This window comes from Methylobacterium sp. E-012, assembly GCF_057836545.1.
This window is the reverse complement of record NZ_JBYQEY010000001.1, coordinates 2,574,956-2,595,800: the sequence shown is the minus strand read 5'-3', so window position 1 is coordinate 2,595,800 and position 20,845 is coordinate 2,574,956. Positions and strand designations below refer to the sequence as shown.

17 protein-coding genes are annotated in these 20,845 nt (G+C 69.9%); 7 read left to right on the top strand and 10 right to left on the bottom strand.

The features are described from left to right. Nucleotides 1-11 precede the first annotated feature (11 nt). Nucleotides 12-680 carry a class II aldolase/adducin family protein gene (locus AC3IF1_RS12350; protein ID WP_489217746.1) on the bottom strand — a complete coding sequence of 223 codons (669 nt, stop codon included), beginning with the start codon at nt 678-680 and terminating at the stop codon, nt 12-14. Nucleotides 681-767: 87 nt separating this feature from the next. Continuing rightward, nucleotides 768-2,045 carry an oxalate/formate MFS antiporter gene (gene oxlT / locus AC3IF1_RS12345; RefSeq protein WP_489217744.1) on the bottom strand — a complete coding sequence of 426 codons (1,278 nt, stop codon included), beginning with the start codon at nt 2,043-2,045 and terminating at the stop codon, nt 768-770. Between the two features lie 474 nt (nt 2,046-2,519). Here oxlT and AC3IF1_RS12340 point away from each other — a divergent pair, with 474 nt between their 5' ends. From AC3IF1_RS12340 to AC3IF1_RS12325, 4 genes are all read left to right on the top strand, one after another. Next, on the top strand, nt 2,520-3,212 hold the full coding sequence (locus AC3IF1_RS12340) for a GntR family transcriptional regulator (RefSeq protein ID WP_243967096.1): 693 nt from the start codon (nt 2,520-2,522) through the stop codon (nt 3,210-3,212). Between the two features lie 227 nt (nt 3,213-3,439). Further along, nucleotides 3,440-3,724, top strand: a complete 285-nt coding sequence (locus AC3IF1_RS12335; protein ID WP_489217743.1) for a hypothetical protein — start codon at nt 3,440-3,442, stop codon at nt 3,722-3,724. A gap of 132 nt (nt 3,725-3,856) precedes the next feature. Next, nucleotides 3,857-4,906 carry an HD-GYP domain-containing protein gene (locus tag AC3IF1_RS12330; protein WP_243967094.1) on the top strand — a complete coding sequence of 350 codons (1,050 nt, stop codon included), beginning with the start codon at nt 3,857-3,859 and terminating at the stop codon, nt 4,904-4,906. A 127-nt stretch (nt 4,907-5,033) separates the two neighbouring features. Further along, a complete protein-coding gene (locus AC3IF1_RS12325; protein ID WP_243967177.1) occupies nt 5,034-5,528 on the top strand; it encodes a CAP domain-containing protein in 495 nt (164 codons plus the stop codon). Nucleotides 5,529-5,534: 6 nt separating this feature from the next. On the opposite strand, the gene recJ is transcribed toward AC3IF1_RS12325, so the two are convergent. The 8 genes from recJ to AC3IF1_RS12285 all read right to left on the bottom strand — a co-directional run bounded on the left by recJ (nt 5,535) and on the right by AC3IF1_RS12285 (nt 15,215). Then, complete coding sequence (gene recJ, locus AC3IF1_RS12320; protein ID WP_489217742.1) at nt 5,535-7,352, bottom strand: single-stranded-DNA-specific exonuclease RecJ; 1,818 nt, start codon at nt 7,350-7,352, stop codon at nt 5,535-5,537. Between the two features lie 138 nt (nt 7,353-7,490). Next, nucleotides 7,491-8,891: an NAD(P)(+) transhydrogenase (Re/Si-specific) subunit beta gene (locus tag AC3IF1_RS12315; RefSeq protein ID WP_243967091.1), complete on the bottom strand. Its 1,401-nt coding sequence runs from the start codon at nt 8,889-8,891 to the stop codon at nt 7,491-7,493. Nucleotides 8,892-8,895: 4 nt separating this feature from the next. Next, on the bottom strand, nt 8,896-9,351 hold the full coding sequence (locus tag AC3IF1_RS12310; RefSeq protein WP_243967089.1) for a proton-translocating transhydrogenase family protein: 456 nt from the start codon (nt 9,349-9,351) through the stop codon (nt 8,896-8,898). 24 nt (nt 9,352-9,375) lie between these two features. Continuing rightward, the gene (locus AC3IF1_RS12305) at nt 9,376-10,605 is read right to left on the bottom strand and encodes a Re/Si-specific NAD(P)(+) transhydrogenase subunit alpha (RefSeq protein WP_489217741.1); all 1,230 of its coding nucleotides are present in this window, start codon (nt 10,603-10,605) and stop codon (nt 9,376-9,378) included. Between the two features lie 203 nt (nt 10,606-10,808). Beyond that, a complete protein-coding gene (locus AC3IF1_RS12300) occupies nt 10,809-11,102 on the bottom strand; it encodes an aa3-type cytochrome c oxidase subunit IV (protein ID WP_243967087.1) in 294 nt (97 codons plus the stop codon). Between the two features lie 118 nt (nt 11,103-11,220). Continuing rightward, on the bottom strand, nt 11,221-12,582 hold the full coding sequence (locus tag AC3IF1_RS12295) for an ABC1 kinase family protein (protein WP_243967086.1): 1,362 nt from the start codon (nt 12,580-12,582) through the stop codon (nt 11,221-11,223). A 165-nt stretch (nt 12,583-12,747) separates the two neighbouring features. Next, nucleotides 12,748-13,059, bottom strand: a complete 312-nt coding sequence (locus tag AC3IF1_RS12290; RefSeq protein ID WP_489217739.1) for a type II toxin-antitoxin system death-on-curing family toxin — start codon at nt 13,057-13,059, stop codon at nt 12,748-12,750. A gap of 284 nt (nt 13,060-13,343) precedes the next feature. Then, entirely contained in the window at nt 13,344-15,215 is a 1,872-nt protein-coding gene (locus AC3IF1_RS12285) for a M3 family oligoendopeptidase (RefSeq protein WP_489217737.1), read from the bottom strand. A gap of 247 nt (nt 15,216-15,462) precedes the next feature. Between AC3IF1_RS12285 and AC3IF1_RS12280 the strand changes: the two genes are divergently transcribed. The 3 genes from AC3IF1_RS12280 to AC3IF1_RS12270 all read left to right on the top strand — a co-directional run bounded on the left by AC3IF1_RS12280 (nt 15,463) and on the right by AC3IF1_RS12270 (nt 20,826). Next, complete coding sequence (locus tag AC3IF1_RS12280) at nt 15,463-16,947, top strand: sigma-54-dependent transcriptional regulator (RefSeq protein ID WP_243967082.1); 1,485 nt, start codon at nt 15,463-15,465, stop codon at nt 16,945-16,947. Nucleotides 16,948-17,192: 245 nt separating this feature from the next. Next, entirely contained in the window at nt 17,193-19,187 is a 1,995-nt protein-coding gene (locus AC3IF1_RS12275; RefSeq protein WP_489217735.1) for a L,D-transpeptidase family protein, read from the top strand. 124 nt (nt 19,188-19,311) lie between these two features. Then, entirely contained in the window at nt 19,312-20,826 is a 1,515-nt protein-coding gene (locus AC3IF1_RS12270; RefSeq protein WP_489217733.1) for a peptidoglycan L,D-endopeptidase MepK, read from the top strand. The last annotated feature ends 19 nt before the right edge of the window (nt 20,827-20,845 follow it).

Here is a 20,845-nt window from a genome sequence, read left to right as displayed (position 1 = left end):
GCCGAAAGCTCTCAACCGCGGTCCCGATCCGGTCCGGCGGCATTCAGCCCATAGCCGCGGAAGCGTTCGACCGTTGTGCCGATCTCGTGATCGGACAGGATCGTCGGCGTGCCGACCTGAAGCGCCACCGCGTATTGGTGGCAGAGCGTCTCCAACTCGACGGCGAGCCAGAGGGCCTTCTCCAGGCTCGCCCCCGCGGCGATCATGCCGTGATTGGCCAGGAGGCAGACCGTGCGGTCGGCGAGCGCGGCGAGCGCGAGATCCGACAGCTCCGCGGTGCCGTAGGGCGCATAGGGGGCGCAACGCACGTTCGGCCCCCCGAAGGCCGCGATCATGTAGTGGACCGCCGGGATCTCCCTCCGGCACAGGGCGAAGGCCGTGCAGTAGACCGGATGTGCATGGACGACGGCGCCGCAATCCCGCCGGGACGCGAGGATGTCGCGATGGAAGCGCCATTCCGATGAGGGCTTCTGATCCGGTGGGTGCGTGCCGTCGAGGGCCATGGGGACCACGTCGTCCGGCCCCATCCGCGCCGTGGGCAGGCCCGAGGGCGTGATCAGCAGGCCGTCGCGGAAGCGCACCGAGACGTTGCCGGAGGTGCCGCGGTTCAACCCCTGCGCGTCGAGATCCCGCGCCGCCGCCACGACGCTCTCCCGCGCGCTGCGCTCGTCCCTGTCCATGACCGATCTCCGGAAGGCCCGGCCCCGGGTAGGCGCAAAAGCCCGACGCCGTAAAGGCGCCGGGCTCTCCGGTGTGCGCGCGGCGGGTTACTGGGCCAGCGCCGGGGCGAGGCTGGTGTCCCGCTTCCTGGTGTAGGCCGCGCGCATCGGCTTCAGCACGAAGAGCGCCAGCAGGGCCGCCAGGATGTTGAGCGCGGCGGCCGCCAGGAACACCGTGTGCCAGCTTCCGGTCATGGTCGTGAGCACGCTGGTATACGGGACGATGAGCGCCGCCGTGCCCTTGGCGGTGTAGAGCAGGCCGGCATTGGTGGCCGCGTATTTCGACCCGAAGGTGTCGCCGCAGGTGGCGGGGAACAGGGAGTAGATCTCGCCCCAGGCGAAGAACACGAGGCCGGTCAGCAGCACGAAGGCGATCGGGTTCTGGCCGAGCTGGCTGAGCGCGTAGATGCCGAGCCCCTCGATGGCGAAGGCGACGAACATCGTGTTCTCGCGCCCGATATGATCGGAGACCCAGCCGAAGAACGGCCGCGTGACGCCGTTGAGCACCCGGTCGAGGGTCGCCGCGAAGGTCAGCGCCGGCAGCGTGATCCCGAGCAGCGAGACCGGCACGTCGGCGATCTTGAAGTCCTTTGCGATGGGGCCGAGCTGCGCGGTCGCCATCAGGCCGCCGGCGGCCATCATGACGAACATGGCGTACATCACCCAGAAGATCGGCGTGCGCACCATCTCGGAGGGCTTGAAGTCGCGCTTCGACTGGCTGACCCGGGCGACATCCGGGACCTGACCCTTGGCCGGCGCCCGCAGGAACAGCGCGATCAGCATGACGATGACGCCCTGCCCGATGCCGAAGGCGAAGAACGCGGCCTCGTAGCCCTGGGCTTTGATCATCGCCTGGATCGGCACGACGGTCAGCGCCGAGCCGGCGCCGAAGCCCATCGCGGTGATGCCGGCGGCGAGGCCGCGGCGGTCCGGGAACCACTTCAGCGAGTTGCCCACGCAGGTCCCGTAGACCGCGCCGGCCCCGGTCCCGCCGATCGCGGCGGCGATGTAGAGCATGGTGAGGGTGTCGGCGTAGGCGTTCATCACCCAGGCGACGCCGCAGAGCAGCCCGCCGAACAGGGTGACGATGCGCGGACCGTACTTGTCGACGAACCAGCCCTCGATCGGGACCAGCCACGTCTCCGTGACCACGAACAGCGTGAAGGCGACCTGGATCGCCGCCCGGTCCCAGCCGTGGCGCTCCTGCATCGGATTGACGAAGAAGGTCCAGCCGTACTGCATGTTGGCGATCATGCACATGCAGACGACGCCGAAGGCGAGTTGCAGCCAGCGGCCGCGCCCCACGAGTCTGCGGATCTCAGACATTCGCTTCCCTCCCAGCCAGTTTTATTGTTGTCGATGATCTCGTGCGGTCTGTATGCCCCGCCATGCTACGCAGCGGCAGAGCAAAGCGACCGCCATGCGTTGAAAAATTCTTGCGTCACCGAAAAATTAAGTCTTCCGGTCCGAAGTCGTGTTGCTCGAACGACTTCGACAACAATTGGTCGACGGTATGCCAGCAGAATGGTGCTTATATTGCGGGTTCGTGTCAATCGAACTTGCAGAAAAATACATGGTCCCGGCTCGGGATTAAAGAGGCAGTCCGGGACGTGAAGCCAGACATGGCCCGGCGGCGGTGTCTTGCGACGGTGTGCGCTCCGGGCATCACGTCGCCGTCAGAGGTCTGTGGGCGTGGTCCGAGCTCGACTAGGATCCGGATAAGGTTTGCGTTAGTCCACAGAGACGCGCACGACTGAGAATGCGTGCGGTACATCATGCATGTGAGCCGCCGGACCAGGGATGTCGAACTCCGAACCGCTGAGCGTCAAGCCGATCGTTGCCAGTTCAAGTCTCCGGACCTTGGCCTATGAGGCACTCAAGACAGCCATCACCAACATGGACATCTATGGGCGGCCGGACGAGGTGCGGCTCGACGAGCGCAAGCTCTCGCAAGATCTGGGCGTCAGCCGCACACCGGTGCGCGAGGCGCTGACGGTTCTTGAGCAGGAGGGCTTCGTCCGCTCGGAGGCGCGGCGCGGCGTGTTCGTGATCAAGAAGAACAAGCGCGAGATCGTCGGCATGATCCACGCCTGGACGGCGCTGGAGAGCATGGCGGCCCGGCTGGCCTGTACCGGAGCCACGGATGCGCAGTTGCGGTCCCTGCGGGATTCGTTCCCGGAGTTTTACGAAGGCCAACCGTCCGAACACATCGACGAATACTCGGATGCCAACATCCGCTTCCATCAGCGGATCATCGCGCTCGGCCATTGCGAGGCGATCGCCGACCTCACGAGCAATCTCCTGATGCATGTCCGCGGCATCCGCAGCACGGCGCTGCGCCAGGGCGATCGGGCGGAGCGGTCGATCCGCGAGCACGTGGCCATCATCGCCGCGCTCGAAGCCCGGGATGCCGACCTGGCCGAGCGGCTCGTGCGCGAGCACGGGCTCGGCCTCGCCCAGCACGTCGACACCTACGGCGATTACCTCGACTGATCGCAGCTGGACTGCCCCCTCGGGGAGCGCCGAGCGCATCCGCATGCCGCCCGGTTATGGAAAGCGGTCGCGCCTGAACGGGACTATGTCGCAGGCGATGCTGCGATCAGTGAGGTTTCGCCGGGGCATCGGCCGACCGCACCGCAGCATCGCGTCAAGACGGGCGCGGTCCGCGACCTCGGCACTCTGTACCCCGCGCCCGTCCGACGACATCGCGAACCGGTGTTTTGAGCCCTGACGGCGCGTCATGCACCGGCGGCATGGTCGGCATTCCGTATCTGGTATACCAGTTTGCGGAGCGGCATGACATCTACCGCATCGCAACATACGGCCTGTCCCGCCGCTTCGGAGTGCCCCCCATGATCGCCAGCTTCGCTCTGATCTTCGTCGCGTTCGCGGCCTGCCAGGCCGTCCTCACCGTCAAGTTCGCGGATTTCGTGAGCCCGGCCGGTGATTCGGATCGCGCCGCCACCACGCCCGCGCGCGCCGTGGGCAGCGCCAGACTCGCCTGACATCGATTGCTCGGATCGCGCTGACTGCTTAGGGTTAACACTTTCCTCGGAACTTCCCGTTAGGGTCAACGCATCGTTGACCAAGCGGGCGGGGGAGCAACCGTGTTGGCCCTCGGCGCGACAGATGGAACATTGAACCAGCCGTTCGTCCTGCTGATCTCCGATCGGCCGACGGAGCGGGCGGCGCTGGAGCGGGCCATCGCGCTGGTGATGGATTGCCGCGCCCTCGCGCCCCAGGCCGCGATCCCGACCGCGCGGCCTCACCTCATCCTCCTCGACGTGCCGCCGGACCGGGCCGCCGCGCTCGAACCGGCCCTCACCTTCCCGCGGCCGCCGGTGCCGCGTCTGGTCCTGGCCCGCGGCGCAGGTCCGATGCCGCCCGCCCCGCATCTGCGTCAGATTCCCGCCGCCGCTCCGCGCCAGATCGTCCTGGCGAACGCCTTCGCCATGATCGAGGAGGCGACGCGATCGGTGGCGACGCGTGAGCGACGATTGCTGGAGCAGGTGACCGGCGCCACCGCGATCGTGACCGAACTGTTCGACAGCGCCGCCCTCGGTGCCGGGCTCCAGCGGGCCGATGTCGAACGGGGGACCGAACTGGTGCTCGCCGCCGTGTCGGAAGCGGGTATCGGCGCCTGGCTCGACGCGGTCTGGCGCCACGATATCGGCGTGTATCAGCATACGCTCGGCGTCGCCGGCCACGCCGCGACCTTCGGATCGCAGATCGGCCTGAGCCGCGGCGATCTCAGTCGGCTCGTTCGCGCCGCCCTGCTGCACGACATCGGCAAGTCGCGGATCCCGGTCGAGATCCTCAACAAGCCGGGGCCGCTTGATCCCGAGGAATTGCGGCTGATGCAGCGCCATCCCGATATCGGCGCCGCCCTGCTGCTGGCGCAGGGGGAGTTCGAGGGCGCGGTGATCGACGTGGTGCGCCACCATCACGAGCGGCTCGACGGCAAGGGATACCCGGACCGCCTCGCAGGCGCGGCCGTCACCGACCTCGTCCGGATCGTCAGCATCTGCGACGTGTTCTCGGCCCTGACCGAGCGCCGCACCTATCGGCAGCCCGCCACCGCCGCGGAGGCCCTGGCCATCATGGTCGAGAGCCATGGCCATCTCGACACCGATCTCCTGCGCGCCTTCGCGCCGGCGATGCTCGGGGGCAACGCCCTGGCGGCCTGACCGCACCGGGCGTGGCGCCGCGGCCACGACCGTGGCCAACGGACCGCGCCCCTCCGAGCCCGCCGCGCTTTCGCCGCAAGGCGGCCGGAGGGAGGCTGGCGATTTCCTCGAACCCGCTGTCCGGACCGTGCCGATCCTCACCCGCACCCTCGCCGCCGCCTTGCTGCTCGCCCTCGCCGGATGCGGCGGCCTGTCCTTCACCCCCGAGCCGAGCGTCGAGAACGCGACGCAGACCACGGTTCTGGACGAGGTCGCGGCTGCGGCGGCGATCTCGGCCTACCGCGTCCAGCACGGGTTGAGCCCGGTGATCGTCGATCCGACCCTGGTCAAGGCGGCGGCCTTCCAGGCGGGCAACAATGCCCGCAACGGGCAGCTCAGCCACGAGATCGGCGGCAGCTTCACGTCGCGCATGGCGTCGGCGGGTCTGGCGAAGTCCTATGCGGCCGAGAACCTCAGCGCCGGCTCCGAGACCCTGGAGCAGGTGCTCGCCCGGTGGAAGGCCAGCCCCGAGCACAACAGGAACATGCTGATCCCGCAGATCCGCCGGATCGGCATCGCCCGGGTGGACGCCCCCGGCACCCGCTACAAGCGGTTCTGGGCGCTGGTGATGGCCGGCGCCTGAAGCCGATCAGGGATCCGCAACCGCCAGATCCACGATCCGCAGCTGCGCCCGTTCGGCACCGCGCCAACGGTCGCACGACAGGGTGCCGGCGACGTGCATCTCGCGCCCGATCCCGTTCAGCAGGGCGAGGCCGAGGGGCCGCTCCGCGGCCCGGAAGCAGATCGCCCCCACGGCTTGCCCATCGCGGCTGCGCAGGCGCGCCCGGACATGGCTCGACCCGACCAAGGCCGCATCGACGAGCCGGTGCCGTCCGAGGGCGAAGACCGGCTCCGGCGCGCCCTGTCCGAACGGGCCGGCCCGCTGGAGCAGCCGGACGGTCTCGGCCGTGGCGCCGCCGGCGCTGAGTCCTCCGTCGATCAGCAGGGCCTCCGCCGACCGTGCCAGGGCGATGCTGGCCCCGAGGAGGGCGGTGAGATGCGCCTCGAAGCGCGGAATGTCGTCGGCCCGCAGGGTCACGCCCGCCGCCATCGCGTGCCCGCCGCCCTTGCTGGCGATCCGGGCCTCCACGCAGGCGCGCACCGCGAGCCCGAGATCCGCCCCGGGGATCGAACGGCCCGAGCCGGTGGCGCTGCCGTCCGGACGGATCGCGAAGGCGAAGGCCGGCCGGTTGAAACGGTCCTTCAGCCGCGATGCGATCAGGCCGACGATGCCCGGGTGCCATGCCGCGTTCGCCGCGACCAGCACGGCCCGGGCGGGATCGCGGGTCACCGCGTGGTCCATCTCGGCCTCGGCCTCCATCACGGCCTGCGCTTCGATGGCCTGACGCTCGCGGTTCAAGTGATCGAGATCGGCGGCGATACGGGTGGCCTCGTGCGGATCGGCCGTGGTCAGCAGCCGGGCGCCGAGGGCCGAATCGCCGATGCGACCGCCGGCATTGATGCGCGGCCCGAGCACGAAGCCGAGGTGCCACGCCTCGGGCGGCTCGCTGAGCGAGGCGGCGTCGAGGAGCGCCGTCAGGCCGGTCCGGCCGCGATGGCGCATCACCGTCAGCCCCTGGGTCACGAAGGCCCGGTTGAGGCCGGTGAGCGGCACCACGTCGGCGACGGTGGCGAGGGCCACGAGGTCGAGGGCATCGGTCAGGACCGGCTCGGGGCGGTCCGGGCCGAAGAATCCCTCCTGCCGCAGGGCGCGGCTGAGGGCGACGAGGGTCAGGAACACAACACCGGCCGCGCAGAGATGGCCGAGGCCCGAGAGATCGTCGAGGCGGTTCGGATTCACCACGGCGCGGGCCGGGGGCAGCACCTCGGCGGCGGCGTGGTGATCGAGGACGATCACGTCGAGGCCCGATTTCTCGGCCTCCTCCAGGGGGCCGTGGCCGCTGGTCCCGCAATCGACGCAGACCAGCAGGGTCGCGCCGTCCGCCGCGAGCGCGGTGATCGCCGCGATGTTGGGACCGTAACCCTCGGTGATCCGGTCCGGGATGTGGATCGGCACCTGAAGGCCGAGGCTGCGGAGATAGCCGGCCAGGAGGGCGGCGCTCGCGGCACCGTCGACGTCGTAATCGCCGAACACCGCCACGGTCTCCCGCCGCCGCACGGCGCGCATGAGGCGGCGGACGGCCGCGTCCATGTCGAGCAGCGTGTCGGGATCCGGCATCAGGTCGCGCAGGCGCGGGGCGAGGTGACGCGCGGCGTCCTCCGGGGCCACGCCCCGGCCGGCGAGGACGCGGGCGAGCAGCTCCGGCAGCCCGTGGGCCTGCACCATCTTGGCGATGTGGTTCTGGACGGCCGCGCCGCCGCAACGCTCCTGCCAGCGTCGGCCGGTCACGGAGGCGGCGACACCCAGGAAGGGCGGCGGATCGGCGAGGAGCGCGGCGCAGGACACGGGGCCATCCTACACGGGCCGGATCACGGAATCCCGGGCCTGACCGCAACAGCCGGCTGCGCCGAGACGACCAATCCCTGAAACGAGACGGGGCGGGCATCGCTGCCCGCCCCGGCCGACCGCGCGCGGGTCGGCGCTTCAGAGTGCCTTGAGGATGTTGTCGACGACCTTCTTGGCGTCGCCGAACAGCATCATCGTGTTGTCGCGGAAGAACACCTCGTTCTCGACGCCCGCGTAGCCGGAGCCCATGCCGCGCTTGATGAACAGCACGGTCTTGGCCTTCTCCACGTCGAGGATCGGCATGCCGTAGATCGGCGAGGCCTTGTCGGTCTTGGCCGCCGGGTTGGTGACGTCGTTGGCGCCGATCACGAAGGCGACGTCCGCCTGCGGGAACTCGCCGTTGATGTCCTCGAGTTCGAACACCTCGTCGTAGGGCACGTTGGCCTCCGCGAGGAGCACGTTCATGTGGCCCGGCATGCGGCCCGCCACCGGGTGGATGGCGTATTTCACGTCGACGCCCTCCTTCTTGAGCATGTCGGCCATCTCGCGGAGCGAATGCTGCGCCTGGGCGACCGCCATGCCGTAGCCCGGGACGATGATGACCCGCTCGGCGTTCTTCATGATGTAGGCGGCATCGTCCGACGAGCCCTGCTTCACGGGCCGCGTCTCGACCTGCCCGCCGGCGGCGGACGCCGCGGCATCGCCGCCGAAGCCGCCGAGGATGACCGAGATGAACGACCGGTTCATCGCGTGGCACATGATGTAGGACAGGATCGCGCCCGAGGAGCCCACCAGCGAGCCGGTGATGATCAGCGCGAGATTGCCCAGGGTGAAGCCGATCCCCGCCGCGGCCCAGCCCGAGTAGGAGTTGAGCATCGACACGACCACCGGCATGTCGGCGCCGCCGATCGGGATGATGATCAGGCCGCCGAGCACCAGCGCGACGATGACGATCAGCCAGAACAGGGCCTTCGACTCGGTGCCGATGAACAGGGCGATCAGCAGCACAAGGCCGGCAGCCAGCAGCGCGTTGATGAGATGGCGCTGGGGTAGCATGATCGGCTTGCCGGACATCCGCCCGTCGAGCTTGGCGAAGGCGATCACCGAGCCGGTGAAGGTGATGGCGCCGATGGCGACGCCGAGCCCCATCTCGAACAGCGACTGCTTGTGGAAGTGGCCGTTCTCGATGATGCCGAAGGCCTGCGGCGCGTAAAGGGCGCCCGCCGCCACGAACACCGCTGCCAGGCCGACCAGAGAGTGGAAGGCCGCCACCAGCTGGGGCATGGCGGTCATCGGCACGCGCTTGGCGATCACGGCGCCGGCGCCGCCGCCGATGCCGAGACCCAGCAGAACCAGGATCCAGGCGCCGAACCCGGCCGGCGGATGGCCGACCAGGGTGGTCAGGATCGCCAGCCCCATGCCGATCATGCCGTACAGGTTGCCCTGCCGGGAGGTGGTGGGGTGCGAGAGCCCCCGCAGCGCCATGATGAACAGGACGCCAGCGACGATATACAGAAGGGAGGAGACGTTCTCTGACACCGGCTCAGCCCTTCTTCTTGTACATGCCGAGCATGCGCTGCGTGACCAGGAAGCCGCCGAAGATGTTCACGCTGGCCAGCACGATGCCGATGAAGCCGAAGAACCGGGCGAAGCCGGTGCCCTTCTCGATCAGCGGGACGCCGACCGCGAGGATCGCACCGACGATGATCACCGAGGAGATCGCGTTGGTGACCGACATCAGCGGGGTGTGGAGGGCCGGGGTCACCGACCAGACCACGTAGTAGCCGACGAAGATCGCCAGCACGAAGATCGCCAGACGGAACACCGTGGGGTCGACGGCACCGCCGGTGGCGGCACTGAGGCCGTGGCCCATGCCGTCGGCGATGGCCTGGGCCTGATCGGCGGCGTTGCGCGCCACGTCGGCGGCGGCGCGGGCGGCGTCGGCCAGCACGCGGGCCTGATCGGTCGCCTGATCGGGAGGGATGATGACGGTTGCCATTCTGCTACTCCTCTCGACGGGGGATCACTGCGCGCCCGCCGGGGCGGCCGTGCCGGACGCCTTGTTGGCCTCCGACTTGGACAAGCCCACGGACGCGGCTTCCGACGCGGCGCCGTCGCTCTTGGACTGGAAGGATGCGTGGGTGACCGAGCCATCCCGGGTCAGGTTCGTGGCCTTGACCAGCTCGTCGTCCCACTTGATGGCCAGCGCCTTCGACTCCTTGTCGATCAGGGTCTCGACGAAGGCGTAGAGGTTGCGCGCGTAGAGGCTGGACGCGGTGGCGGCGAGCCGGCCCGCCACGTTGACGTGGCCGACGATCTTCACGCCGCGCTCGTTGGTGACGACTTCGCCCGCCTTGGCGCCGGCGACGTTGCCGCCGCGCTCGACTGCGAGGTCGACCAGGACAGAGCCCGGCTTCATGGACGCCACCATCTCCTCGGAGACGAGCTTCGGCGCCGGGCGGCCGGGGATCAGCGCCGTGGTGATGACGATGTCCTGCTTGGCGATGTGACCCTTCACCAGCTCGGCCTGCTTGGCCAGGTAGCCGGCCGACATCTCCTTGGCGTAGCCGCCCTTGGTCTCGGCCTGCTTGAACTCGTCGTCCTCCACCGCGACGAACTTCGCGCCGAGGGACTCCACCTGCTCCTTGGTGGCCGGGCGCACGTCGGTGGCGGTCACGATGGCGCCGAGGCGGCGCGCGGTGGCGATGGCCTGGAGACCAGCGACGCCCACGCCCATCACGAAGACGCGGGCCGCCGGGACCGTCCCGGCGGCGGTCATCATCATCGGCATGGCGCGGCCGTACTCGGCGGCACCGTCCACGACCGCGCGGTAGCCGGCGAGGTTCGCCTGCGAGGACAGCACGTCCATGACCTGCGCACGGGTGATGCGGGGCATCAACTCCATGGCGAAGCCGGCCACGCCGGCATCGGCCATCGCCTTGAGGGCGTCCTCGTTGCCGTAGGGGTCCATGATCGCCACCACGGTGGCGCCGTGCTTGAACAGCGGCAGCTCTTCGGCGCTCGGGCGCCGGACCTTGAGGACGAGATCGGCGTCGCGCGCAGCGTCTGCGGCGCTGCCGGCCACCTCGGCGCCGGCCGCCTCGTACTCACCATCGAGAAGACCGGCTTTCACGCCGGCGCCGGACTGCACCACCACGTCGGCGCCGAGGGCCTTGAACTTCTTGACGGTCTCCGGAACCGCGGCCACGCGCGGTTCCGCGGAGTCCGTCTCGGACAGCACAGCGATGCGCATGCGAGGTTTCCCCTGGATAAGCTCGGCCCTTCGAATGCGCGAACCGACGCGGCTTTTCGAGACTGGGACCGGCGATGAAATAATGAAACCGCGTTGAATGTAACTTGTGGCCAATCGAATCGAGAGCCACGCGTCAGCGCCCCGGGCCGATCACCGGGCATGCGGCCCGTCGGCGGGAGGCGGCCGGGGCCGCCCCGGCGGATTCAGGCGAAGAACAGGTACAGCAGGAGCAGGATTGCGACGACGAGCGGGCCGCGCCAGCCGACGGCGGGCGCCAGGGCCCCAACGGCGCCGGCCGCGCCCGCGAGGATCACCCCGAGGATCGCCAGCAGCCACGCCTCACGGATCCCGCCGATGGCGAGGGCCAGAACCCAGCAGATCACGACGCCGGTGGCGATCTCGACGAAGCGGACGAAGCCGCGATAGGTCTGCTCGTGGGTCTTCGCGTCCATCGCCGGGCTGTAGGTGTGCCCGGCCACCGTCTCACTCTCGGCCATCGTGCGCTCGTGTCCCTAGACGCGACTTCTTGCGGTCACGGTGGGATGTAGCTCAAGCGTTTATCTGCCGCAATCGGACGCCCGCAATTGATCACGCCCCAATCGGGTGCCGAGCCGTTCAAGCGGGCGTGGCCAACCCCGCCGCGGTGAGGGCGCGGCCCTGGCGCTTCGCCAGTTCGTCCAGGGAGAAATGCTCGATCTCCGCCTCGAACAGCCGGTGGTAGTTCAGCTCCGAGCGCAGGTGGAGGAACACGGCGCCAAGCCCCACCGCCGCGCGATCCATGAACACAAATTCCTGAGGCACCGTCACCGGCCCCCGTTCCTTGAGGGCCTGATGCACCTGGAAAGCCTGGTGGCGGCCGTAATCCCCCGGCTTCACCCCGTCTGCGACGGTGCGGGTCCGATCCTCCAGGAGCGGGCCGTAGATGAACCGCGCCCAGATGTTCAGGATGTCGATCTTCTCCTTGTCGAGGGCCTTGAAGCCCCAGACCTCGTAGGCATGGACGATGCGGGCCGAATCGCCCTCGAGGAGGCCGCGGTAGAGGTCCACGACGCCGCCGACGAAGCGAGGATGGAAGATCCGCACGCAGCCGTAATCGAGCAGGTTGATGCCGGCCGCCTCCCCGCCCTCGGAGAAGACCGTGTAATTGCCGAGATGCGGATCGCCGTGGATCACGGCGGCCCGGCTGAACGGATGCCACCACGCCTTGAACATCGCCTGCGCGATGCGGTTGCGGATCTCGACCGGCTCCTCGGCGAAGCCCAGGATCTTGTCGCCGTCGAGCCAGCCGAGGGTCAGCAGGCGCTTGGTGGACAGGTCCGGGAAGACGCTGGGGACGCGCACCGCCGCGATGTCCTTGAGCACGGCGCCGTACAGGGTGGCGTGCTTGGCCTCCCGCTCGTAATCGAGCTCCTCGCGTACCCGGGCCCCAATCTCCTTGGCGATCTCGCGCGTATCGAGCCAGGAATTCATCCGGCGGTGGAGGGCGAACGCCACCTCCAGTTGCTTGAGGTCGGCCTCGACGGCCGATTGCATGTCCGGATATTGGAGCTTGCAGGCGAGCCGTGTTCCATCCTGTCCGGTGGCGCGATGGACCTGACCGAGGGAGGCCGCGGCGGCGGGCTTCAGGTCGAAACTGCCGAACCGCTGCTGCCATCCGGCGCCCAGCTCGGACTGCATCCGGCGCTTCACGAAGGCCGCGCCCATGGGCGGCGCGTCGGCCTGGAGCTTCTGGAGTTCGGCGGCGTATTCGGGGGGCAGCAGGTCCGGGACGGTGGCCAGGAGCTGGGCCACCTTCATGATCGGGCCCTTCAGCCCGCCGAGCGCCTGGGCGAGCGCCGCGGCGTTGGTGGTGCCCTCCTTGCCGAACAGCCGCGACATGGCCATCCGCGCGGCGACACCGCCGACATTGGCGCCGACGCTGGCGTAACGCCCGGCGCGGGCGGAGAAGCGGTTGGCTTCGCGATCGGTCTCGGCCATTGTCCAGGATCTTCCTCGGTGCTGACGAGGACATAAGTCGTTCCGCACCGCGCACCAGACGGTAGGGGCGCTGCGCCGCGGCGGCTCAGGGCGCCGGCCCGTTGTCGCGGATCCAGCGGGCGAGGCCGGAATCGTCGATCGCGTCGGCCGCGAGGCCGCGTATCGTCACCGCGGCCTCGGCCTCGTCGGCGACGACGTCGTTGAGGCCCGGGACCGTGATGAGCCCCGGCAGGGCAGCCCCCTGTTGTGGTCGACGAACGGGTGGGTCTGGGCGATGCCGAACGCGTAAGCCGCGGCGCGTTCGATATCGGCGCCATCCTCGACATGGGCAACGCGGTTGATCGGCCGTCCCAGCGCCGATTCGAGCGCCCCCTCGTCACGTATGCCAGTGGGCCCGCCGAACTGCTTCCGGTGCAGCCCGTGGAACGCCGTGACGAGTTCGCCCGTGAGCCGGACGATCTCGCGATCGGTGGTCATCTCGCGAGTTCTGGCAGGGCGTTCCGATAGGTTTTTGTGGCCTTCTCCGCGACCTTCATGCCTTTCTCGAAGGCGGGGCCGTGGGACGACGGCCTGACGGAGCCATCGGCGTCCTCGGTGACGCAGCGCCAATCGTCCTGAGCCAGATTCAGGCGGCTGACGAAATCCTTCGGCAGGATCAGGCTGGTCGAGTTCCCGACGCGCCTGACCTCGAGCGTCAGGGTGATCTCCGCGGTGTCATACGGCGCGTATGACGCCGCGGAGCCTGGGCAGCAGGTGGTTGGCTAGGCGTAGCCCTCCATCCCCTCCAGCTCGACGATCATCCCTTCGATCATCCCGAGGCCGATCTGCCAGAAGCCCGGATCCTTGGCGTCGAGGCCGAAGGGGGCGAGCAATTCGCCGTAGGGCTTCGAGCCGCCGGCCGCGAGCAGGGCGAAATAGCGCTCCACGAAGCCCTCCTCGGCCTGGGCGTAGACCCCGTAGAGGGAGTTCACGAGGCAATCGCCGAACGCGTAGGCGTAGACGTAGAACGGCGAGTGGATGAAGTGCGGGATGTAGGCCCAGAACGGCTCGTAACCCGAATCCAGCGCGATGGCCGGTCCGAGTGATTCCGCCTGGACCGAGAGCCATAGGGCATTGATCTGATCCATGGTCAGCTCGCCCTTGGCGCGGGCCAGATGCACCTTCCGTTCGAACGAGTAGAACGCGATCTGGCGCACCACGGTGTTGATCATGTCCTCGACCTTGGCGGCGAGCATGGCCCGGCGCTGGGTCGGATCGGTGGTCGCCGCCAGCAGCTTGCGGAAGGTCAGCATCTCGCCGAACACGCTGGCGGTCTCGGCGAGCGTCAGCGGTGTCGGCGCCATCAGGGCGCCGTTGGGCCCGGCCAGTACCTGATGGACGCCGTGGCCGAGCTCGTGGGCGAGGGTCATCACGTCCCGGGGCTTACCCTGGTAGTTGACCAGCACGTAGGGGTGGACGGAGGGCACCGTCGGGTGCGCGAAGGCGCCGGGCGCCTTGCCGGGGCGGGTCGGCGCGTCGATCCAGCGCTCGTCGAAGAAGCGCCGGGCGATCCCGGCCATCTTCGGCGAGAAGGCGTCGTAGGCGGAGAGCACCGTGTCGCGGGCCTCCGTCCACGGGATCGTGCGCTGCTCGACCTTCGGCAGCGGCGCGTTGCGGTCCCAGTAGGGCAGCGTCTCCTGCCCGAACCACTTGGCCTTCAACTTGTAATAGCGGTGCGACAGGCGCGGATAGGCCGCCCGCACGGCGTCCACCAGCGCCTCGACCACTTCCGGCTCGACCCGGTTGGCGAGATGGCGCGCCTCGGCCACGTCCTTGAAGCCGCGCCAGCGGTCGGAGATCTCCTTGTCCTTCGCCAGGGTGTTGGTGATCAGCGTGAACACCCGCAGGTTCCCGCGCAGCACCGTGCTGATCGTCTCGGCGGCCTCCTTGCGGACGGCGCCGTCCGGATCCTGAAGCTTGTTGAGGGTCGGCTCCAGCGGCATCTCCTCGCCCTGGACCGTGAAGCGCAGGGCGGCGATCGTCTCGTTGAACAGCCGGTCCCAGGCGGCGTTCGACGTGACCGACTTCTCGAGGAACAGCTTCTCGGTCCGGTCGTCGAGCTGGTGCGGCTTCTCCCGGCGGAGATCCTCGATCCACGGCGCGTATTGGGCGAGCGGTCCCTCGGCCATCGCGGCGTTCATCACCGCGTCCTCGACCCGGTTCAGTTCGAGGGCGAAGAACAGCAGGTCGGCCGAGGCGCTGGTCAGGCGCTCGCGGGTGTCGCCGTAGAACTTGGCCCGGGCCTCGTCGGTGGTGTCGCCGGAATAGACCAGCCCGGCGAAGGACATCAGCTTGCCGAGCAGGTCCTCGATCCGCTCGTAGGCGCGCACCGCCTCGGCGAGGCGCCCGGATGCGTCCGGCCCGGCGGCCATCTCCGCGATGCTTCCGGCATAGCTCTCCGAGAAGCGGCGGCACTCCTCCTCAGCGCGGGTCATGTCGGCGGAGAATTCCGGCGCGTCGAGGCCGGAATAGAGGTCGGACAGGTCCCATTCCGGGAGATGGCCGAGGTCGGCGGCCTTCGCGGCGGCGCGGGCAGCGCTCACACCCTCGGGCAGACGGACGTTCACCGGCGCGGCGGTGTGGCTCGGCATCATAGCGTGCGTTCCTTCAAACGGGCGTGGCTCCCTACCCTGATATCGAGTGGGCCGCCACGCGTTCAACGCGGCGGGTTGGCGGGGCCCTCCGCCGAGCCCCGGGGGAGCCGGGCAAACGTCGTTAAGCGCCACTTTACGTCTCTCGGTCACCCTGCGGATCGAAACGGAACACGTGCCGAATCGGAATCTGCGCCCGGGATCGATCCCGGGCTGCCGGCCCGAGCCTCGCGCCGGTCAGGGAGCCGCCATGTCCACCACCGTGCTCATCGTGGACGACGATCCGGTCCAGCGGCGCCTCGCCGAGGCGGCGGTGCGCCGGTTCGGCTTCGAGGCCCGGGTCGCCGAGACCGGGGCGGACGCGCTCGCCCTGCTCAAGACCGAGGGCGCGGACGTGGTCCTGCTCGATCTCGTGATGCCGGGGCTCGACGGGCTCGGCGTGCTGGCCGAGATGCGCAAGGGTGGCCTCGCAACACCGGTCATCGTGCAGACCTCCAACGGCTCCATCGACGCCGTGGTCACCGCCATGCGGGCCGGCGCGGTCGATTTCGTGGTCAAGCCCGCGGGCGCGGAGCGGCTGCAGGTCTCGATCAAGAACGCCCTGCGGGTCGACACGCTGGAGGAGGAGGTGCGCCGCATGCGCCGTCGCGCCTCCGGGGCGCTGACCTTCAAGGATCTCACCTCGAAGAGCCCCGACATGGAGCGGGTCATCCGCCTCGCCGAGCGTGCGGCGAAGTCGAACATTCCGGTGCTGATCGAGGGCGAATCCGGCGTCGGCAAGGAGGTTCTGGCCCGGGCGATCCAGGGCTCGGGGGACCGGCGCGGCAAAGCGTTCGTCACGGTCAATTGCGGCGCGATCCCGGAAAACCTCGTGGAATCGACCCTGTTCGGCCACGAGAAGGGGGCGTTCACGGGCGCCACCGAGAAGCATGCCGGCAAGTTCGTGGAGGCCTCGGGGGGGACCCTGTTCCTGGACGAGATCGGGGAATTGCCCCTCGACGCCCAGGTGAAGCTGCTGCGCGCGCTCCAGGAGGGCGAGGTCGATCCGGTCGGCGGCAAGCGCGCGGTGCGGGTCGACATCCGCCTCGTCTCGGCGACCAACCGCTCGCTCCTCGACCTCGTGAAGCAGGGCCGCTTCCGCGAGGACCTGTATTACCGTCTCAACGTGTTCCCCATGACGCTGCCGCCGCTGCGCGCGCGCCGGGAGGACATCCCCGATCTGGTCCGCTCGTTCTGCGCCCGATTCTCCGCTGAGGAGGGCAAGCGCGTCCGGGCGATCACCCCGGAGGCGATGGCGCTGCTGACCCGCTATCCCTGGCCCGGCAACGTCCGCCAGCTGGAGAACGCCCTGTTCCGCGCCGTGGTGCTCGCCGACGGCGACGAGCTCACGGTCGCCGAATTCCCGCAGATCGCCGCGCAGGTCGAGGGCTTCGATGTCCGGATCCCGCCGGCGCCCAGCCAGCCGTCGACGCCGTCCTACGCCCCCGAGCCGGTGCGCGAGATCGTCCGCGTCGAGGTGCGCGACCCCCACGCCATGTCGCTCGTCGCCGAGGAGACCGGCGAGATGAAGCCCATGGATGTGCTGGAGGCCGAGATCATCCGCTACGCCCTGCAATTCTATCGGCAGCGCATGTCGGAGGTGTCGCGCCGCCTCGGGATCGGCCGATCCACCCTGTACCGCAAGCTGAAGGACCTCGGCCTCGAGGGCGACGACAAGGCCGAGGACGCGGCCTGACCGGCGTTCAGGTGTGCTAGCGCACCGGGCGGGCGACGGAGCTGCCCGCCCAGTCTTCATGCCAAGCTCTTACACGAAAACACTCGATCTTCGTGACATCCAGAAATTCTGCAGCATTGATAGCAAGTCGGCATCGGTATAGCGCGGCTTCGACTACTCAAGACTGCGGTTGCCCAACGCCACGCTTGGGCGGATAATCACAATCCAAGCGTGCGGCCCTGCTGCCGCTTTCCCGGGAGATCACGATGCGCGTCCCGCGCTCCAGCCTGATGGCGCTGGCCGCCCTGATGACCGGAACGCTGGCCTCGGCCGGCGCCTTCGCCGCCGAGATGGCCGCGCTCGACAAGGCACCGGTCGATACCCCGGCCCCGGCCCCGGCGCAGTCGCCATCGCCGGAACCGGGCCCCGCCCCGGCCGCGCTGCCGGATTACAAGCCCGAGGCACCGGCCGCCGAACCGGCCCCGGCCCCGGCGGCTGCCGCACCCGTCGCCCCGACCGATCCCCTCGGCGCCGCGGTGTTCGCCCGGCTCGCCGATCCGGCCCCGCTCCTGCTGCGCCTGACCACCCGGGACCGCGACGCGATCCGTTCGCTCTACGAGGCCCGCGTCGACAAGCCCCTCTGGATCGCCGACGGCGGCTGGAGCGAGACCGCGAAGGCGGTCTCGGCGCGGCTGGCGGCGGCCGGGGAGGACGGACTAGACGCCCGCGCCTACACGATCCCGAACCTCCCCGAGAAGCCGGACGCGAAGGCGGTGGCCGACGCCGACCTTCGCCTCTCGGCGGCGGCGGTTCTCTATGCCCGGGATGCGCGGGGCGGCCGGGTCAACCTCGCCTCGATCTCGCGTCTGATCACCCCGACCCTGGACCTTCCGGCCGGCAACGACGTCCTGGCCAAGCTCGCCGACGCCGGTGCCAAGGCCGGAGAGACCCTGCAGGCCTACAACCCGGCGACGCCCGGCTATCGCGCCCTGAAAAGCCGGCTCGCGTCGCTGCGTGGGCCGGCCCCGGCGGCGGCGAAGCCGTTGCGGCTGCCGACCGGACCCGCCCTGCGGATCGGCATGCGCGATGCCCGCGTCCCGCTGCTGCGGGCGCATTTCGATCTGGAGAACCGCCCGGCCGGGACGCTCGATCAGGGACCCGGTGAGCCGGACACTTACGACGCCACGGTGGCCGATGCAGTCAGCCGCTTCCAGCGCAGCCACGGGCTGCCCGCCAGCGGCGTCCTGAACGTCCAGACCGTCCTGGCGCTGGCCGATCCCGGACGCGCCAACCGACCGACCGGCGGCGAGGCCGAGCTGATCGTCAACATGGAGCGGTGGCGCTGGCTGCCCGGCGACCTGGGTCCGGACTACATCCTCGTCAACGTCCCGGAATATCGCCTTCGGGCCTATCGCGGCGGGGTTCTGCGGGACGAGGCGCGGGTGATCGTCGGCAAGCCGGACTCGCGCACGCCGCTCTTCTCCGGGCTGATGGAATACGCCGTCGTCAACCCGTCGTGGTACGTGCCGCCCTCCATCCTGAAGACCATGGCGCCGAAGCTCGCCGGATACGGCGGCAAGACCTGGGGCGGCTACGAGGTCGTGCGGCACGGCGGCCACATCGCGCTGCGCCAGCCGCCGGGGGAGCGCAACGCCCTCGGCTTCATCAAGTTCATGTTCCCGAATCAGCACGCGGTCTATCTGCACGACACGCCGAACCGCTCGCTGTTCTCGGCCGCGAAGCGCGACTTCAGCCACGGCTGCGTGCGCGTCGATGATCCCTTCCGTCTCGCCGACACCGTCCTGCCGAACTGGTCCGCGGAGCGCCTTAAGAAGCTGATCGGCAAGGGGGAGCGCACGATCCGGCTGCCGGAGAAGCTGCCGGTCCACCTCGCCTACTTCACCGCCTACGTGGACGACGGCGGCAGCTACCGCACCCTGCCCGACCTCTACGGCTACGACGCGCCGATGCGCGCGGCCCTGGGCCTGCCGGGCGGCGGCGGTCCGGCCCTCGCCCGGCTGCCGGACGAGCCCTCCCGAAAGAAAGCCGACAGCGTGCCGACGCCGCCCCAGGCCCGCACCGCCCAGCGCCACCCGACTCATCGCCGCGTCGCCGACGATTGGCCGGACGATCGCTACGAGGAGGTCGAGCCGACGCGCCATCTGCGCCGGGCCGCGCGCGCCGGTGGCGCGCCGGAATACGGCGAGCCCGGCCTATGGACCCCGGCGCCGCAGCAGGCCGCGCCCCGGAGCTGGTGGTAGGCTTCGCCGCCACCCGCAACTTTCACGTGCGGGACCACACATCCGGGCACGATTTCGCCACGGTCCAACCTTAACCGTTGCCGCCGATAGCCGCGCGCGATCCGCGCCGGCCGGACGGGAGTGGATGAGGACCATCGTGCCGAGCCTTCTCCACGCCCTTCGACGGGTCACCCTCGCCCTGTCCGGCATCGCGTTCGGCCTCGCCGCCGGGACCGCGGAGACCGAGAACGCGGTCGCCAACGGCGACACCCGCACGCTCACGATCTACCACACGCATACCCAGGAGAGCGCGACCATCACGTTCAAGCGTGACGGGCGCTACGACCGTGCGGCCCTCGATCAGCTGAACTGGCTCCTGCGCGACTGGCGCATCAACGAGCCGACCAAGATGGATCCGCGCCTGTTCGATACGGTCTGGGAGGCCTATCGGCAGGTCGGCGCGGGCCAGCCGATCCACATCGTCTCGGCCTATCGCTCCCCCGGCACCAACGCGATGCTGCGCCGGCGCTCCAAGATGGTGGCGGAGTACAGCCAGCACATGCTCGGCAAGGCGATGGACTTCTTCCTGCCGGACGTGCCGATCGACCGGATCCGCGAGGTCGGGCTGCGGATGCAGCGCGGCGGCGTCGGCTGGTATCCGCATGCCGGCACGCCCTTCATCCATCTCGACGTCGGCTCGGTGCGGATGTGGCCGCGCATGACCCACGACCAACTCGCCCGCCTGTTCCCGGACGGCAAGACCGTGCTGCTGCCGAGCGACAACCGGCCGTTCCCCCGCTACGAGGAGGCCAAAGCCGAGATCCTCGCCCGGGGCGGCACCGTGGCCGGCATCACCACCCAGATGGCCGACGGCGAGGAGGAGGACGGGCCCAGCCTGTTCGGCTTCCTGGCGAGCCTGTTCGGGGGCGGCCGATCCGAACCCGCACCCCCGCCCGCACCGCCGCCGGTGGCCGTGGCGGCGAAGACCCGCCGCGCCCCCGTCATCGCCGTGGCGAGCGCCGATCCGCAGGATCCGGTGGGGACGCGCGCCGCCCTCGCCTACGCGGCCCCCGCCGCCGACGACGCCCTGCGAGGCTCGCTGGTCCAGCGCGAGTTGGCGAAGGCGTCGGGCGGGCGGGACGCGGACGCGAAGTCCCTGCTGACCGCGGACCGCCCGGCTCCGGCGATCGACGACGCCGTGGCCGTGGTGGCGCCGCTGCCGCCGCGCCGGCCCTCCGACCTCGCCGCCGTCGCGGCGGCCCTCACTATGCCGCTGCCGCCGCCACGCCCCGTACAGTTCGCCGCCCTGGATGGCGGCATGGCCAATCTGGCGGCGCCGGGCGAACTCCGCGCCCTGGCGCGGGCAACCCTGCCCGAGCCGGTCCACCCCCGCACCCTGGTTGCCCCGAATGCCGACGCCAAGGCGCAGCTGCGCGCGCTGTTCGAGGCGGCCTCGTCCGGGCCCGTGACGGCGCCCGCGAGCCGCAGCGCACCGGTCCGAATCGCCGCCACCCGGGTCCGTGACGCCGCCCCCGACGCCGTCGTGGCCGCGGCCCCCGAGCGCCTGGCGACGCGGTTCAGCACCCGCAGTCCCGGGGACGATCTCACCGCGGCGCGGTTCACCGGCTCGGCGGCGCGGGCACCGTCCGGCGGACGCTGAGCCGGCGGCTCGGCGGGAC

Excerpts from the sequence above, each read along its gene's own strand:
- AC3IF1_RS12350 (WP_489217746.1), bottom strand. The coding sequence starts at position 680 with ATGGACAGGGACGAGCGCAGCGCGCGGGAGAGCGTCGTGGCGGCGGCG.
- oxlT (WP_489217744.1), bottom strand. The coding sequence starts at position 2,045 with ATGTCTGAGATCCGCAGACTCGTGGGGCGCGGCCGCTGGCTGCAACTC.
- AC3IF1_RS12340 (WP_243967096.1), top strand. The coding sequence starts at position 2,520 with ATGTCGAACTCCGAACCGCTGAGCGTCAAGCCGATCGTTGCCAGTTCA.
- AC3IF1_RS12310 (WP_243967089.1), bottom strand. The coding sequence starts at position 9,351 with ATGGCAACCGTCATCATCCCTCCCGATCAGGCGACCGATCAGGCCCGC.
- AC3IF1_RS12305 (WP_489217741.1), bottom strand. The coding sequence starts at position 10,605 with ATGCGCATCGCTGTGCTGTCCGAGACGGACTCCGCGGAACCGCGCGTG.
- AC3IF1_RS12300 (WP_243967087.1), bottom strand. The coding sequence starts at position 11,102 with ATGGCCGAGAGTGAGACGGTGGCCGGGCACACCTACAGCCCGGCGATG.
- AC3IF1_RS12295 (WP_243967086.1), bottom strand. The coding sequence starts at position 12,582 with ATGGCCGAGACCGATCGCGAAGCCAACCGCTTCTCCGCCCGCGCCGGG.
- AC3IF1_RS12290 (WP_489217739.1), bottom strand. The coding sequence starts at position 13,059 with ATGACCACCGATCGCGAGATCGTCCGGCTCACGGGCGAACTCGTCACG.
- AC3IF1_RS12285 (WP_489217737.1), bottom strand. The coding sequence starts at position 15,215 with ATGATGCCGAGCCACACCGCCGCGCCGGTGAACGTCCGTCTGCCCGAG.
- AC3IF1_RS12280 (WP_243967082.1), top strand. The coding sequence starts at position 15,463 with ATGTCCACCACCGTGCTCATCGTGGACGACGATCCGGTCCAGCGGCGC.
- AC3IF1_RS12275 (WP_489217735.1), top strand. The coding sequence starts at position 17,193 with ATGCGCGTCCCGCGCTCCAGCCTGATGGCGCTGGCCGCCCTGATGACC.
- AC3IF1_RS12270 (WP_489217733.1), top strand. The coding sequence starts at position 19,312 with ATGAGGACCATCGTGCCGAGCCTTCTCCACGCCCTTCGACGGGTCACC.